Here is a 12190-nt window from a genome sequence, read left to right as displayed (position 1 = left end):
CGAGTATGGACGACGCCAAGACCGACACCGCCATCAGCGACAGCGACGCCTTCGCCGCCACCTGGGACGAGCCGCAGAAAAGCGCCTTGTCGCAAGCCGAGCTGGACAAGCTGACCGACGACCTGATCGAAGCGCTGAAGACGGTGTTCGACCCGGAAATCCCGGTCGACATCTATGAGCTGGGCCTGATCTACAAGGTGGACGTGTCCGACGACCGCGACGTCCTGATCGAGATGACGCTGACGGCGCCGGGCTGTCCCGTGGCCGGCGAGATGCCGGGCTGGGTCGAGGATGCGGTGAAGAAGGTCGAGGGTGTGAAGTCCGCGCGGGCCAATCTGGTGTTCGACCCGCCGTGGGATTCCTCCAAGATGAGCGACGAGGCCAAGCTGGCCCTCAACATGTTCTAGGGATGCGTCGATGACCGAGCTTCAGACCGCCGCCCGACCACGCCGGCCCCGGCCCAAGGCCGTGACCCTGACCGACGCGGCCGCCGAACGCGTGCGCGAGATCATGGCCAATGCGGAAAAGAACTACGTCGCCCTGCGCGTCGGGGTGAAGAACGGCGGCTGCGCCGGGCAGGAATACACCTTCGCCTATGCCGAGAAGATCGAGCCGCTGGACGAGGTGGTCGAGGACAAGGGCGTCACCATCCTGATCGAGCCCAAGGCCGTGCTGTTCCTGATCGGCAGCGAGATCGATTATGAGACGACCAAGCTGGCCTCGAAATTCGTGTTCCGCAATCCGAACGAGACCGACGCCTGCGGCTGCGGCGAGAGCGTGACCATCATCCCTGCCGCCGCTCTGGACGCCGACTGACATGATCCGACTGGAGGGCGTGACCCGGCGCTATCGCAGCGCGGCGGGTGAGCGCACGGCGCTGGACGCCGTTGACCTGACCATAGGGCGCGGCGAGGTGTTCGGCGTGGTCGGGCGTTCGGGGGCCGGCAAGTCGACCCTGATCCGCGCCATCAATCGGCTGGAGACGCCCGACGCGGGCCGCATCTTCGTCGACGATCAGGAGATCACGGCGCTGAAACCCGCCGAACTGCGCGCCGCGCGGCGTCGGATCGGCATGATCTTCCAGCATTTCAATCTGCTGAACGCCAAGACCATTGAGGACAATGTCGCCTTTCCCCTGCGGCTGGAAGGGCGGCCCGAGGCCGAGGTGAAGGCGCGGACGGCGCAGTTGCTGGAGCAGTTGGGTCTGGGCGAGCACGCCAAGAAGCACCCGGCCCAGCTGTCGGGCGGCCAGAAGCAGCGCGTCGGCATCGCCCGCGCCCTGGCCTGTGGTCCCAGCGTCCTGCTGTGCGACGAGGCGACCAGCGCCCTGGATCCGGAGACGACCGAGGACATCCTGACCCTGCTGGACGGGCTGAACCGCGATCTGGGCCTGACCATCGTTCTGATTACCCACCAGATGGAGGTGGTGCGCCGCGTCTGCGACCGGGTGGCGGTGCTGAAGGACGGCAGGATCGTGGAGCAGGGCGCGACGGCCGACGTCTTCCTGCACCCGCAGCACCCCGTGACCCGCGCCATGCTGGCCGAGGGCGAGGAGGCGTTTGACGCCTCAGTCGTGCCGGTGGGGGCGCGTCTGGCCAAGCTGACCTTCCGCGGCGGCTCGACCTATGAGCCGGAGCTGAGCCGCGTCGCGCGGACCGTGGGCGTGGACTATTCGATCCTGTCGGGCCGCATCAGCCGCATCCGGGGCGAGCCCTATGGCCAGCTGGTCGTGGCCTTCACCGGCGGCGACGCCGGGGCGGCCGTGGCGCAACTGACCGCGCGCGGCGTGACGGTGGAAGCCGCCTGATGTTCGACAATGTGAACTGGCCCGAGATCGGCCGTGCGACCGTGGACACCCTGCTGATGCTGGGCGGGTCGCTGGTGCTGACCGTGATCCTCGGCATACCGCTGGGCGTGCTGCTCTATCTGTCGGGCAAGGGACGGCTGGCGTCCAATCCGGTGCTGAACGCCGTGCTGTCGCTGATCGTCAACGTGCTGCGCTCGGTGCCTTTCATCATCCTGCTGATCGTCATGCTGCCAGTGACGGTGCTGCTGGTCGGCACCTCGCTGGGCGTGGCCGGGGCCATTCCGCCGCTGGTCGTGGGGGCCGCGCCCTTCTATGCGCGTCTGGTCGAGACGGCGCTGCGCGAAGTGGACAAGGGCGTGGTCGAGGCGACCCAGGCCATGGGCGGCTCGACCTTCCAGATCGTGACGCGGGCGCTCTTGCCCGAGGCTATGCCGGGCATCATCGCCGGGGCCACGGTCACGGCCATCGCCCTGGTCAGCTATACCGCCATGGCGGGCGTGGTCGGCGCGGGCGGGCTGGGCGACCTGGCCGTGCGCTTCGGCTATCAGCGGTTCCAGACCGACGTCATGGTCGTGACCGTAGTTCTGCTGCTGATCCTCGTACAAATTCTGCAGATGATCGGCGACCGTCTGGTCGCTAAGGTCTCGCACCGCTGAGTTAGAGAGACGCCATGATCCGCCGTTCGCTTCTGCTGTCCGCCGCCGCTGTCCTGATGCTCGCCGCGTGCGGGCAGGGCGCGGAAAAGAAGGCGGGCGCCGCCCCGCTGCTGGTCGGCGCGACCGCCGTGCCGCACGCCGAAATCCTGGAGGTGGTGAAGCCGATCCTGGCCGCCGAGGGCGTGCCGATCGAGATCAAGGTCTTCAACGACTACGTTCAGCCCAACGTGCAACTGTCTGAAAAACGGCTGGATGTGAACTACTTCCAGACCAAGCCCTATCTGGATGAGTTCAACAAAGCGCGCGGCGCCGATCTGGTGACGGTGGCGGGCGTCCACGTCGAGCCGCTGGGCATCTATTCCAAGAAGCACACGACGCTGGCGGCGATCCCGAACGGGGCGCAGGTCATCCTGCCGAACGATGCGTCGAACACCGGACGGGCGCTGCTGCTGCTGCAAGGCGCCGGCCTCATCACCCTGCGCGATCCGGCCAATCCGCTGCAGACGGTGCGCGACATCGCGACCAACCCCAAGGGACTGAAGTTTCAGGAGGTTGAGGCCGCCACCATTCCGCGCATCCTGCCCCAGGTCGATGCGGCGGTGATCAACACCAACTATGCGCTGGACGCCGGGCTGAAGCCCAAGACCGACGCCCTGTCGCTGGAAGGCGCAGACAGCCCCTATGTCAACTATCTGGTGGCGCGTCCCGACAACCAGAACGACCCGCGCGTCCAGGCCCTGGCGGCGGCGCTGCGCAGCCAGGCGGTCAAGGACTTCATCGCCAAGAAGTACGACGGTGCGGTGATCCCGGCGGCTTAAGCCGCCGCTGCTTCCATCGCCAGCGCCGCTTCGTTCGGCGTCGGGACCTGGACGGCGTGCGCGACCGGGCGACCGGTGGCCTCGGCGATCAGTTCGGCGGTCCGACCTTCGATGGCAGCCTCCAGCCGGGCCAGGAACTCGTCCTTCGTCAGGCCGGTGGGGATGGGGTCGAGGAACTCCAGGGTGGCGGTCCCTGGTGTGGTGCGCGCCTCTTTCTGCGGCCAGAACAGGCCCAGGTTGGTGGCCAGCGGCACGACCGGCATGTCGAAGTCGCGGTACATGTGCCAGACGCCCGAGCGATAGCGGAACTTCTCGCCCACCTTGGCCAGGTGGCCCTCAGGATAGATCAGGATCTTGCGGCCTTCGCGATGGGCGTCGGCGGCGCGTTCCTTGAGCGCGGCGCGGGCCGTGTGGCCGCCGCAGCTGTTGACTACGATGGCGCCGAGCTTCCTCAGCACCGTGCCGAGCAGCGGGAATTTCTCCAGGTGGTCGCCGGTGACGAAGGCCAGGTCGTCGAACTGATCATACGCAGCGAATCCGTCGCCCCAGCTCTGGTGCTTGGAGGCGATGATAAAGGCGCCGGTCGGCAGACATTCCTTGCCGCGCGTCTGGATCTTGATACCCGCAAACAGCGCCATGGCCTGCACCATGCGACGGACATAGCGGCGGATCATCCAACTGGTCGCGCGCCGGCCCGGCGCCAGGGCGGCGAAGGCGGCGGCCAGGCCGTAGGTGATGGATAGCGCCCAATAGGCGAGACGGAAGGCCAAGCTTCTCATGGTGGCGCTATGACATGGAATATTGGCCCGGCGACAACCGTCAGGCGGCGGCGCGAGCGATGGTTTCAGCGTTGGTGACGCGGTTTCTGCCGCCGCGCTTGGAGGCGTAGAGGGCCTCGTCCGCGCGCTCGAGCAGAGCCAGGGCGGTCTCGCCGGCCTGTCGTTCGGCGAACCCGACCGAAATGGTCACCGCGCCCAGATCGTCGTTGGTCGAGCGACGGCGTAGCGAGCGCGAGGCGATCTCTTCGCGAATGGCGTTCAGGGCCGCCTCGACTGTTCCAGGCGTTTCCCCGGGGAAGATAACCGCGAACTCCTCGCCGCCGTAGCGGGCGGCGACGCGGGGCGCGCGGGAGATGCGGCCCAGGACGCTGGCGACGTAGCGCAGCACCTGATCGCCGGTCTGGTGGCCCCAGGTGTCGTTGAAGCGCTTGAAATGATCGATGTCGACGATCGCCAGGGTGACGCCCTTGCCGCCGTCTTCCGCTTCATCGCAGATGCGGGCTAACTGCTCATCAAATGCTTTGCGATTGGCCAGATTGGTCAGGGCGTCGGTCATGGCGTCGCGCCGGACCTGTTCCAGGTGTTCGCGTAGACGGACCACTTCGCGGTTCGAGGATTCAAGGCGCTTTTCCAGCGCGGATGTATGCCGCTGGACCTTGCGGGTGGCGGTCGAGAGGGTGGTGACGATGGCGGTCAGGACCGTCGCGTCCTCGGCCGCGGCCATCTTCGCAGAGGCGTTGGTCAGGGTTTCGCCATAGGACGCCTGGGTCTTGCGCGCATTGTCGATGGCTTCCGCCACGGCCGCGAGTTCGCGGTTCAGCACGGCGCCGACGTCGCGAATCTCTTCGGACAAGCGGCCGCGCGGCAGGAACTCGGCGGCCAGCATTTCGGCGGTGGCGTCGGTGAAAGGCGTGTCGCCGGTCAGCAGGCGATGCATCTCGCGGCCCAACGGCCCCTCGGGGTCGCTGACATAGTGCAGCCACAGCTCAAAATTCAGAGGCGTCGGCCAAACCGAGGCCTCCTGCATCGCATCCACCACACGGTGCGCCAGTGAATAAGCGTCCGGGCCTCGAAGCGTGGTCTCGACCTGCGCCGTCATTCTGATTCTCGCGCCCCTAGTTCCAGTGTGAGAACCCTAGGACAGCGATCCGTAATGAGCGGTTAAGTGCGAGGCCACGCCCGTCGAACGGTCGTCAGTCCGAGAAGATCACCGGGCGACGCAGGAAGGCGGGGACGTCGTCGCCGAAGCCGCCGCGAGCAGCCTGGACGGGCTGCTCCTTGGCCGGCTCGGGCTTCCTGGCCTCCCGCGGGGCGTGGTCGCGGGTGCGTTCGCGACGCTGAGTCGCGGCCTTGGCGGGAGCGGCCTCGGCTTGGGGCGTCGATTCCGGGGCCGCGACGACGACGGCTTCAACGCCTTCGGGCGCGGCTTCTGGCCGGGTCGAACGACGGCTGCGCGAACGACGCGGAGCTTCCTCAGCCTTTTCGGCCTTGGGGAGAGGGGCCGTGATGGGCTCCATCGAGGCGACGTTGTCGCTCTTGGGGATCGGGCGGGGACGGTCGCTGCGGGCGCGACCACGGCCGCTGGAACGGCTGTCGTCGGTGCGGGGACGGTCCTTGATGGCCGCGAAGTCGATGCCTTCCAGCGTCAGCTCCTGCGGATCCATCTTGATCAGCTTCAGTACCTTATCCAGCGACTTGTCGTCGGACGGGGTGACGATCATGAAGGCCTGACCCAGCTTGCCGGCGCGGCCGGTGCGGCCGATGCGGTGCACATAGTCGTCGGCGTGGTGCGAGACGTCGTAGTTGAAGACGTGGCTGACGTCCGGGATGTCCAGGCCGCGCGCGGCGACGTCAGAGGCCACCAGAATCTTCAGCGCGCCCGAGCGGAAGTCCGCCAGGGTCTTCATGCGCAGGGACTGGTCCAGGTCGCCGTGGATCGGCGCGGCGTCGAAGCCGTGGGTCTTCAGCGACTTGGCGACGATGTCGACTTCCGACTTGCGATTGCAGAAGACGATGCCGTTCTTGACGTCATCACGTCCGACCAGGGCGCGCAGCGCGGTGCGCTTGGCCTTGGGGTCCGAGGTCGGGATGCGGACGACATACTGGGTGATGGTGTCGGCGGTCATCGCCGGACGCGAGGCCTCGATCCGGGTCGGATCCTTGAGGAACTGCGTGGTCAGGCGGGTGATCTCGGGCGGCATGGTGGCTGAGAAGAACAGGGTCTGACGGCGCGGCGGCGTCAGTTTGAAGATACGCTCGATGTCGGGGATGAAGCCCATGTCGAGCATGCGGTCCGCCTCGTCGACCACCATCATCTCGACCCCGGTCAGCAGGATCTTGCCGCGTTCGAACAGGTCCAGCAGACGGCCGGGCGTGGCGATCAGGACGTCGACGCCCTTGTTCAGCAGCGCCACCTGGTCGCCCATCGACACGCCGCCGATCAGCAGCGCCCAGCTGAGCTTGGTGCCCTTGGCGTACTTGGCGAAATTCTCGGCGACCTGGTCAGCCAGTTCGCGGGTCGGGGCCAGCACCAGGGCGCGCGGCATACGGGCGCGAGCGCGGCCGGAGCCGAGGCGGTCGATCATCGGCAGGGTGAAGGCGGCGGTCTTGCCGGTGCCGGTCTGGGCGATGCCCAGGACGTCGCGGCCGGCGAGGGCCACGGGAATGGCGGCGGCCTGGATCGGGGTCGCCACGGTATAGCCTGTATCGGCGACCGCTTGCAGGGTCGTGGCCGAAAGGCCCAGCTTAGTGAATTCTGTCATGAAACCTTAGGAACGGAGGAAACGTCGTAACGTCTTCGGCCTTGCGGAACCGCCCCTCGTGGGCGAGTGGGCGGCGCGCATCGCCAGTCCTGTCCCGAGCCTGCGGCGGTATATGGAAAGCCCTACGTCGCAGTCAAGTATTTCCGTTCGGGAACCAGACGGTTGGCAAAGCCTTTGAGGTCTGTAAGGTCGCCTCGGGGAAGGGAAGGGTTGTCGTATGCGTATGAAAACGCTTGCGTTCGCCTTGGCTGCCTGCTGCGCGACGGCGCTGCCGGCTCAGGCGGAAATGGATGCCGCTTTTGGCAATACCGTCGTGTCGCATTATCCCGACGGCGCCTGGGTCAAGCACTGGTTCAACCGTGACGGCAGCTATCAGGCGCAGTTTTCGGATGGGCGGAGACTTTCGGCGCGCTGGGCCGTCGAGGGCGAACGGGTCTGCCTGAACGGGATCAGGCCCCGCATGCTGCTGTCGCGGTTCTGCACGGCCATGGTCGAAGCGTCGGTGGGCCAGACCTGGCCCGGGCGGGATCCGCTGGGGCGTCGGGTTCGCAACGAACTGGTGGCCGGGCGCTAGGCGACCTCCCGATCCGCTGGGCGAACCGGGAGGCGTCATCACGTTACTCGGCGTCGGCGGCCTTCTTGGACGCGGCCTTTTTAGCGGCGGGTTTCTTGGCCGCAGGCTTTTTCGCTGCCGCAGGCTTCTTGTCCGCAGCGGCCTTAGCCGGAGCCTTCTTCGCGGCGGGTTTCTTGGCTGCAGCCACCTTCTTTTTCGGGGCGGCGCCGGCCTTGGCGGCCAGCAGGGGCAGGGCCTCTTCCAGCGTCAGATCTTCGGGCGCCATGCCCTTGGGCAGGGTGGCGTTGACCTTGCCCCATTTGACATAGGGGCCGAAGCGACCAGCCATGACCTGAACCGGGGCTGCGTCTTCCGGGTGGGCGCCCAGTTCCTTGAGCGGCGCCGTGGTCGAGCCGCGACCCGGACGACCCGCGCGCTTTTCCGCCAGCAGGGCGACCGCGCGGTTGATGCCGACCTCGAACACTTCGTCGATGTCCGAGACGTTGGCGTAGGTGCCGGCGTGCAGGACGAACGGGCCGTAACGGCCCAGGCCCGACGTGATCATCTTGCCGTCCTCGGGGTGAACCCCGACCTCGCGCGGCAGGGCCAGCAGGCGCAGGGCTTGGTCCAGCGTCAGGGATGCGGGGCCCCAGCCCTTGGGCAGGGACGAGCGTTTCGGCTTCTCCTCGCCCGGCGGGGTGGTTTCGACATAGGGGCCGAAGCGGCCGATCTTGAGTTGCACCGGCTGGCCGGTCGCCGGATCGACGCCCAGTTCACGGTCGCCGCCGTCTGCGCCGCCTTCGGCGCCGTCAGGCGAGGCCACGGGACGGGTGTATTTGCAGTCGGGATAGCGCGAGCAGCCGATGAAGGCGCCGAAACGGCTGGTCTTCAGGCTGAGCTGGCCCTGATGGCACAGGGGGCATTCGCGCGGGTCCGACCCATCGCCCTTGTCCGGGAAGATGTGGGCGCCCAGGGCGTCGTTGAGGTGGTCCAGGATGGCCGTGGTACGCAGTTCGCCGGCGGCTTGCGTCGCGGCATGGAAGTCGGTCCAGAAGCTGCGCAGCAGCGCCTTCCAGTCCAGTTCGCCCGCGGAGACCTCATCCAACTGGCTCTCAAGCGCGGCGGTGAAGTCGTATTCCACCCAGCGGCTGAAGAACTGCTCCAGGAAGGCCGTGACCAGCCGTCCCTTGTCCTCGGGATAGAAGCGGTTCCTGTCCATGCGGACGTATTCGCGGTCGCGCAGGGTGGTCAGGATCGAGGCGTAGGTCGAGGGACGACCGATACCGAGTTCTTCCAGCTTCTTGACCAGGGTGGCTTCCGAGAAGCGCGGCGGCGGCTCGGTGAAGTGCTGGTCCGCGCGGACGGCTTCGACCTTGGCCTTGGCGCCTTCCTTCAGCGCGGGCAGGCGGCCGCCTTCGTCCTCTTCGTCCTCGGAGCCCTTCTGCTTCTCATCACGGCCTTCTTCATAGGCGGCGATGAAGCCGTCGAAGGCGACGACCTGCCCGGTGGCGCGCAGGCCGGTCTGGCCGTCCGGCGTCTCGATCTCGACCGAGGTGCGGTCCAGACGCGCGCTCTCCATCTGCGAGGCGATCATCCGCTTCCAGATCAGCTCGTAGAGCCGCTGCAGGTCGGAATCGATGCGCAGGCTGTCGGGATGACGCGCCAGGTTGGTCGGGCGGATCGCCTCGTGCGCTTCCTGGGCGTTCTTGGCCTTAGTCTTGTAGTAGCGCGGCTCGGCCGGGACGTAGGCGGGGCCGAAGCGGTCGGCGATGACCTCACGCGCCTGGGCGATGCCCTCGGGGCTGACGAACAGGCCGTCGGTACGCATGTAGGTGATCAGGCCGCCGGTGTCGTCGACGCCTTCATACAGTTTCTGAGCCGCCTGCATGGTGCGTTGGGCGGTGAAGCCCAGCTTGCGCGAGGCTTCCTGTTGCAGGGTCGAGGTGGTGAAGGGCGGCGCGGGGGACCGCTTGGCCGGCTTCTTCTCGACGGACTTGATGGTGAAGTCGCCGGCCTTGATGGCGTCGCGGGCGGCGAAGGCCATTTCCTCGGTCGGGATGTCGAGGCGCTGGATTCGCTTGCCGGCGTGCTTGACCAGACGGGTGGTGAAGGGCGGGCTGTCGGCGACCAGATCGGCCTCGACCGACCAGTATTCCTGGGCCTTGAACTTCTCGATCTCCATCTCGCGATCGACGACGATGCGCAGGGCGACCGACTGCACCCGCCCCGCCGAGCGGGCGCCGGGCAGCTTGCGCCACAGGACGGGCGACAGGTTGAAGCCCACCAGATAGTCCAGCGCGCGGCGGGCCAGATAGGCCTCGACCAGCTCCATATCCAGCTGACGCGGATTGGCCATGGCCTCCAGCACGGCGGCCTTGGTGATGGCGTTGAAGGTGACGCGCTGGACCTCGGTGTCCTTCAGCGCCTTCTTCTTGTTCAGAACTTCCAGAACGTGCCAGCTGATCGCCTCTCCCTCGCGGTCGGGGTCGGTCGCGAGAATAACGCGGTCGGCGCGCTTGGCCGCCTCCGCGATCTCGGCGAGACGTTTGGACGCCTTGGCGTCGACCTCCCACACCATGGCGAAATCGTCGTCAGGCAGGACGGAGCCGTCCTTGGACGGCAGGTCGCGGATATGGCCGTAGGAAGCCAGCACCTCGTAGCCGGAGCCCAGGTATTTATTGATGGTCTTGGCCTTGGCGGGGCTCTCGACGATGACGAGATTCATGGCGCTCTGTTCGGGAAATCGGGGCGCGAACGTGGTTGGCGTCGCGAGGGAAGTCAATCACGACGTTGAAGGGGTGCGCGGTAAGGGTGTAACATCTCTCTGTTATTCGACTATAAGTTGTGTCTTACTGCTGCTCTGTCAGGAGGGTTGGATATGGCTGAAGCGGCGCGATCCCATGATCTCGAGGCGGGTCGGCGACAGGAAGAGCCTGTGTCGCCGCCGGATATGGCGGACTATCCTGTTCGTGAATACGTCGCCGCCATGGCGAGGGAACTGGCGACCATGGCGCGCTGGGACGGGGACGAACAACTGGCGAGCGCGCTGGATGTCGCGGCGGATCTGGCCAGGCATGAGGCGACAGCCGTCTAGGACGAGACCAGCCCGCCGGGCAGAAGGTTGGCGCGGCCCGTGAGGTTAAGCTCCAGCAGCGCCGAGGCGACGACGCCGATCGGGAGCCCGACCGCCCGCGCCAGTTCGTCCCGCGGCGTTGGCGTGGGCGACAGCAAGGCCGCGATCTGTTCGATCACGGCGTCGTCCAGATCGTCGGGCGCGCCGTCGAAGGGAGAACCGGCAGGCGGTTCGCCCAGGGTGCGCAGGGTGTTGAAGGCGCGCTCCACGTCTTCCAGACCCTCGCATAGGATGGCGCCCTGACGCAGCAGTTCGTTGGGGCCCTTGGAGCGGGGGTCCAGCGGCGACCCCGGCACGGCGAAAACGTCGCGGCCCTGTTCATTGGCCAGGCGGGCGGTGATCAGGGAGCCGGAACGAATTTCCGCCTCGACCACGATCACGCCGCGCGACAGGCCCGAGATGATGCGGTTGCGACGGGGGAAGTCTCGCGCCTGGGCGCGGGCGCCGATGGGGCTTTCCGAGACGATGCAGCCCTGTTCGGCGATCTGGCGATAGAGGTCGGTGTTGTCGGCGGGATAGACGTCGTCCACGCCGCCGCCGAGCACCGCGACCGTGCCGGTCGGCAAGGCGCCCAGATGGGCGGCGGCGTCGATGCCGCGCGCCAGACCGGACACGATGACGTGGCCGGCTTCGCCCAACTGCTGCGACAGGCCGCGCGCGATGCGCTGACCGCCTGCCGAGGCGATGCGCGCGCCGACGACGCCGACGCAGGGGCGCGACAGCAAGGCTACATCGCCGCGCGTCCAGAGCAGGGGCGGCGGCGGGTCGACGGCGGCCAACATGGCCGAATAGGCGGCGTCGCCCAGCAGGATCAGCTTCGCGCCCGCGCGCTCGCCCGCCGTCAGTTCGGCCTCGACCCGCTCGACGGCGGGCAGGGCGTAGCCGTCGCGGCCGTTGCGCCGCAGCAGATCAGGCAGGGCCTCGACCGCGCGGACGGCGGAACCGAAGCGTTGCAGCAGTTGGGAAAAGGCCACGGGACCGACGCGGTCGGTGCGGGCCAGCCGAAGCCGGGCGAAGCGCTCGGCGTCGGACAGGGGGGTCAAGCCTTCTTGGCCCCGATGCGCGGCTCAACGCCTTTCAGCAGCCGGGCGATGTTCTCATGGTGGCGGATATAGATCAGGACGGCGGTGAAGATGGCCAGGATCAGGATGGGCGCGGGGGCGGGAAGGCCCAGCATCGCCAGGGGCAGAAGCGCATAGAAGGGCGTCGCCGCCGCCGCGACCAGGGCCGCTAGCGACGAATAACGCAGGGCGAAGGCGACGATCAGCCAGGTCGCCGCCGCCATCAGGCCCAGAGGCCAGCAGGCGGCCAGGATCAGGCCGAAGAAGGTCGCGACGCCTTTGCCGCCCTTGAAGCCCAGCCAGACGGGGAAGAGGTGCCCCATAAAGGCCGCGCCGCCGGCGATGGCGCCGGCCGCTTCGCCGAACAGGTGCCGCGCGATCAGCAGGGCGACCGCGCCCTTGCCCGCATCGAGGATCAGGGTGGCGATGGCCAGATCCTTGCGCCCGGTGCGAAGGACGTTGGTCGCGCCGATATTGCCCGAGCCGATGTTGCGCACGTCCCCGGCGCCTGCGGCGCGCGTCAGGATGACCCCGAACGGAATCGAGCCCAGCAGGTATCCGCCCATAGCCACAAGCCCGAGCGTAAGGAGCGCCGGCCCCGCCAGATCCTGCAAGTGATTC

Annotated in this window: 13 protein-coding genes; 7 read left to right on the top strand and 6 right to left on the bottom strand. The window is 67.4% G+C overall.

Going from position 1 to position 12190, the window contains the following annotated elements:
• Nucleotides 1-5 precede the first annotated feature (5 nt).
• From AC1DJ5_RS02860 to AC1DJ5_RS02840, 5 genes are read left to right on the top strand one after another with little or no spacing between them, the layout of a single operon-like run.
• On the top strand, nt 6-407 hold the full coding sequence (locus AC1DJ5_RS02860) for an SUF system Fe-S cluster assembly protein (protein WP_477019619.1): 402 nt from the start codon (nt 6-8) through the stop codon (nt 405-407).
• Nucleotides 408-417: 10 nt separating this feature from the next.
• On the top strand, nt 418-816 hold the full coding sequence (locus AC1DJ5_RS02855) for a HesB/IscA family protein (RefSeq protein WP_477019618.1): 399 nt from the start codon (nt 418-420) through the stop codon (nt 814-816).
• Nucleotide 817: 1 nt separating this feature from the next.
• Nucleotides 818-1807 carry a methionine ABC transporter ATP-binding protein gene (locus AC1DJ5_RS02850; RefSeq protein WP_477019617.1) on the top strand — a complete coding sequence of 330 codons (990 nt, stop codon included), beginning with the start codon at nt 818-820 and terminating at the stop codon, nt 1805-1807.
• Complete coding sequence (locus AC1DJ5_RS02845; protein WP_477019616.1) at nt 1807-2463, top strand: methionine ABC transporter permease; 657 nt, start codon at nt 1807-1809, stop codon at nt 2461-2463. The genes AC1DJ5_RS02850 and AC1DJ5_RS02845 overlap by 1 nt, the downstream gene beginning before the upstream one ends.
• A 14-nt stretch (nt 2464-2477) precedes the next feature.
• Entirely contained in the window at nt 2478-3281 is an 804-nt protein-coding gene (locus tag AC1DJ5_RS02840) for a MetQ/NlpA family ABC transporter substrate-binding protein (protein ID WP_477019615.1), read from the top strand.
• Here the strand turns inward: AC1DJ5_RS02840 and AC1DJ5_RS02835 are convergent.
• The 3 genes from AC1DJ5_RS02835 to AC1DJ5_RS02825 all read right to left on the bottom strand — a co-directional run bounded on the left by AC1DJ5_RS02835 (nt 3278) and on the right by AC1DJ5_RS02825 (nt 6822).
• On the bottom strand, nt 3278-4060 hold the full coding sequence (locus AC1DJ5_RS02835) for a lysophospholipid acyltransferase family protein (protein WP_477019614.1): 783 nt from the start codon (nt 4058-4060) through the stop codon (nt 3278-3280). The genes AC1DJ5_RS02840 and AC1DJ5_RS02835 overlap by 4 nt on opposite strands.
• A 40-nt stretch (nt 4061-4100) precedes the next feature.
• The gene (locus AC1DJ5_RS02830) at nt 4101-5159 is read right to left on the bottom strand and encodes a GGDEF domain-containing protein (protein ID WP_477019613.1); all 1059 of its coding nucleotides are present in this window, start codon (nt 5157-5159) and stop codon (nt 4101-4103) included.
• A 94-nt stretch (nt 5160-5253) separates the two neighbouring features.
• Nucleotides 5254-6822 (bottom strand): DEAD/DEAH box helicase, encoded by a 1569-nt coding sequence (locus AC1DJ5_RS02825; RefSeq protein ID WP_477019612.1) that lies wholly within the window; start codon nt 6820-6822, stop codon nt 5254-5256.
• A 217-nt stretch (nt 6823-7039) separates the two neighbouring features.
• Here AC1DJ5_RS02825 and AC1DJ5_RS02820 point away from each other — a divergent pair, with 217 nt between their 5' ends.
• A complete protein-coding gene (locus AC1DJ5_RS02820; RefSeq protein ID WP_477019611.1) occupies nt 7040-7396 on the top strand; it encodes a hypothetical protein in 357 nt (118 codons plus the stop codon).
• A gap of 43 nt (nt 7397-7439) precedes the next feature.
• Here the strand turns inward: AC1DJ5_RS02820 and topA are convergent, their stop codons facing one another.
• Entirely contained in the window at nt 7440-10100 is a 2661-nt protein-coding gene (gene topA / locus AC1DJ5_RS02815; RefSeq protein ID WP_477019610.1) for a type I DNA topoisomerase, read from the bottom strand.
• A 210-nt stretch (nt 10101-10310) separates the two neighbouring features.
• Here topA and AC1DJ5_RS02810 point away from each other — a divergent pair, with 210 nt between their 5' ends.
• Nucleotides 10311-10469 carry a hypothetical protein gene (locus AC1DJ5_RS02810; RefSeq protein ID WP_477019609.1) on the top strand — a complete coding sequence of 53 codons (159 nt, stop codon included), beginning with the start codon at nt 10311-10313 and terminating at the stop codon, nt 10467-10469.
• On the opposite strand, the gene dprA is transcribed toward AC1DJ5_RS02810, so the two are convergent.
• Nucleotides 10466-11551: a DNA-processing protein DprA gene (gene dprA / locus AC1DJ5_RS02805; protein WP_477019608.1), complete on the bottom strand. Its 1086-nt coding sequence runs from the start codon at nt 11549-11551 to the stop codon at nt 10466-10468. The two genes, AC1DJ5_RS02810 and dprA, sit on opposite strands and share 4 nt — an antisense overlap.
• Nucleotides 11548-12183, bottom strand: a complete 636-nt coding sequence (gene plsY / locus AC1DJ5_RS02800; RefSeq protein WP_441453317.1) for a glycerol-3-phosphate 1-O-acyltransferase PlsY — start codon at nt 12181-12183, stop codon at nt 11548-11550. Before plsY ends, dprA begins: the two co-directional genes overlap by 4 nt.
• Nucleotides 12184-12190: the final 7 nt, after the last annotated feature.

It is taken from the genome of Brevundimonas sp. 01N35 (assembly GCF_056399785.1).
The sequence above is the reverse complement of the archived record's forward strand: the minus strand, read 5'-3'. Positions and strand labels throughout refer to the sequence as shown.

Bases quoted from the DNA above. Each gene is read 5' to 3' on its own strand.
- AC1DJ5_RS02820 (WP_477019611.1), top strand. From the start codon at position 7,040: ATGCGTATGAAAACGCTTGCGTTCGCCTTGGCTGCCTGCTGCGCGACG.
- AC1DJ5_RS02825 (WP_477019612.1), bottom strand. From the start codon at position 6,822: ATGACAGAATTCACTAAGCTGGGCCTTTCGGCCACGACCCTGCAAGCG.
- AC1DJ5_RS02840 (WP_477019615.1), top strand. From the start codon at position 2,478: ATGATCCGCCGTTCGCTTCTGCTGTCCGCCGCCGCTGTCCTGATGCTC.
- AC1DJ5_RS02860 (WP_477019619.1), top strand. From the start codon at position 6: ATGGACGACGCCAAGACCGACACCGCCATCAGCGACAGCGACGCCTTC.
- AC1DJ5_RS02835 (WP_477019614.1), bottom strand. From the start codon at position 4,060: ATGAGAAGCTTGGCCTTCCGTCTCGCCTATTGGGCGCTATCCATCACC.
- AC1DJ5_RS02845 (WP_477019616.1), top strand. From the start codon at position 1,807: ATGTTCGACAATGTGAACTGGCCCGAGATCGGCCGTGCGACCGTGGAC.
- AC1DJ5_RS02830 (WP_477019613.1), bottom strand. From the start codon at position 5,159: ATGACGGCGCAGGTCGAGACCACGCTTCGAGGCCCGGACGCTTATTCA.
- topA (WP_477019610.1), bottom strand. From the start codon at position 10,100: ATGAATCTCGTCATCGTCGAGAGCCCCGCCAAGGCCAAGACCATCAAT.
- AC1DJ5_RS02850 (WP_477019617.1), top strand. From the start codon at position 818: ATGATCCGACTGGAGGGCGTGACCCGGCGCTATCGCAGCGCGGCGGGT.
- AC1DJ5_RS02855 (WP_477019618.1), top strand. From the start codon at position 418: ATGACCGAGCTTCAGACCGCCGCCCGACCACGCCGGCCCCGGCCCAAG.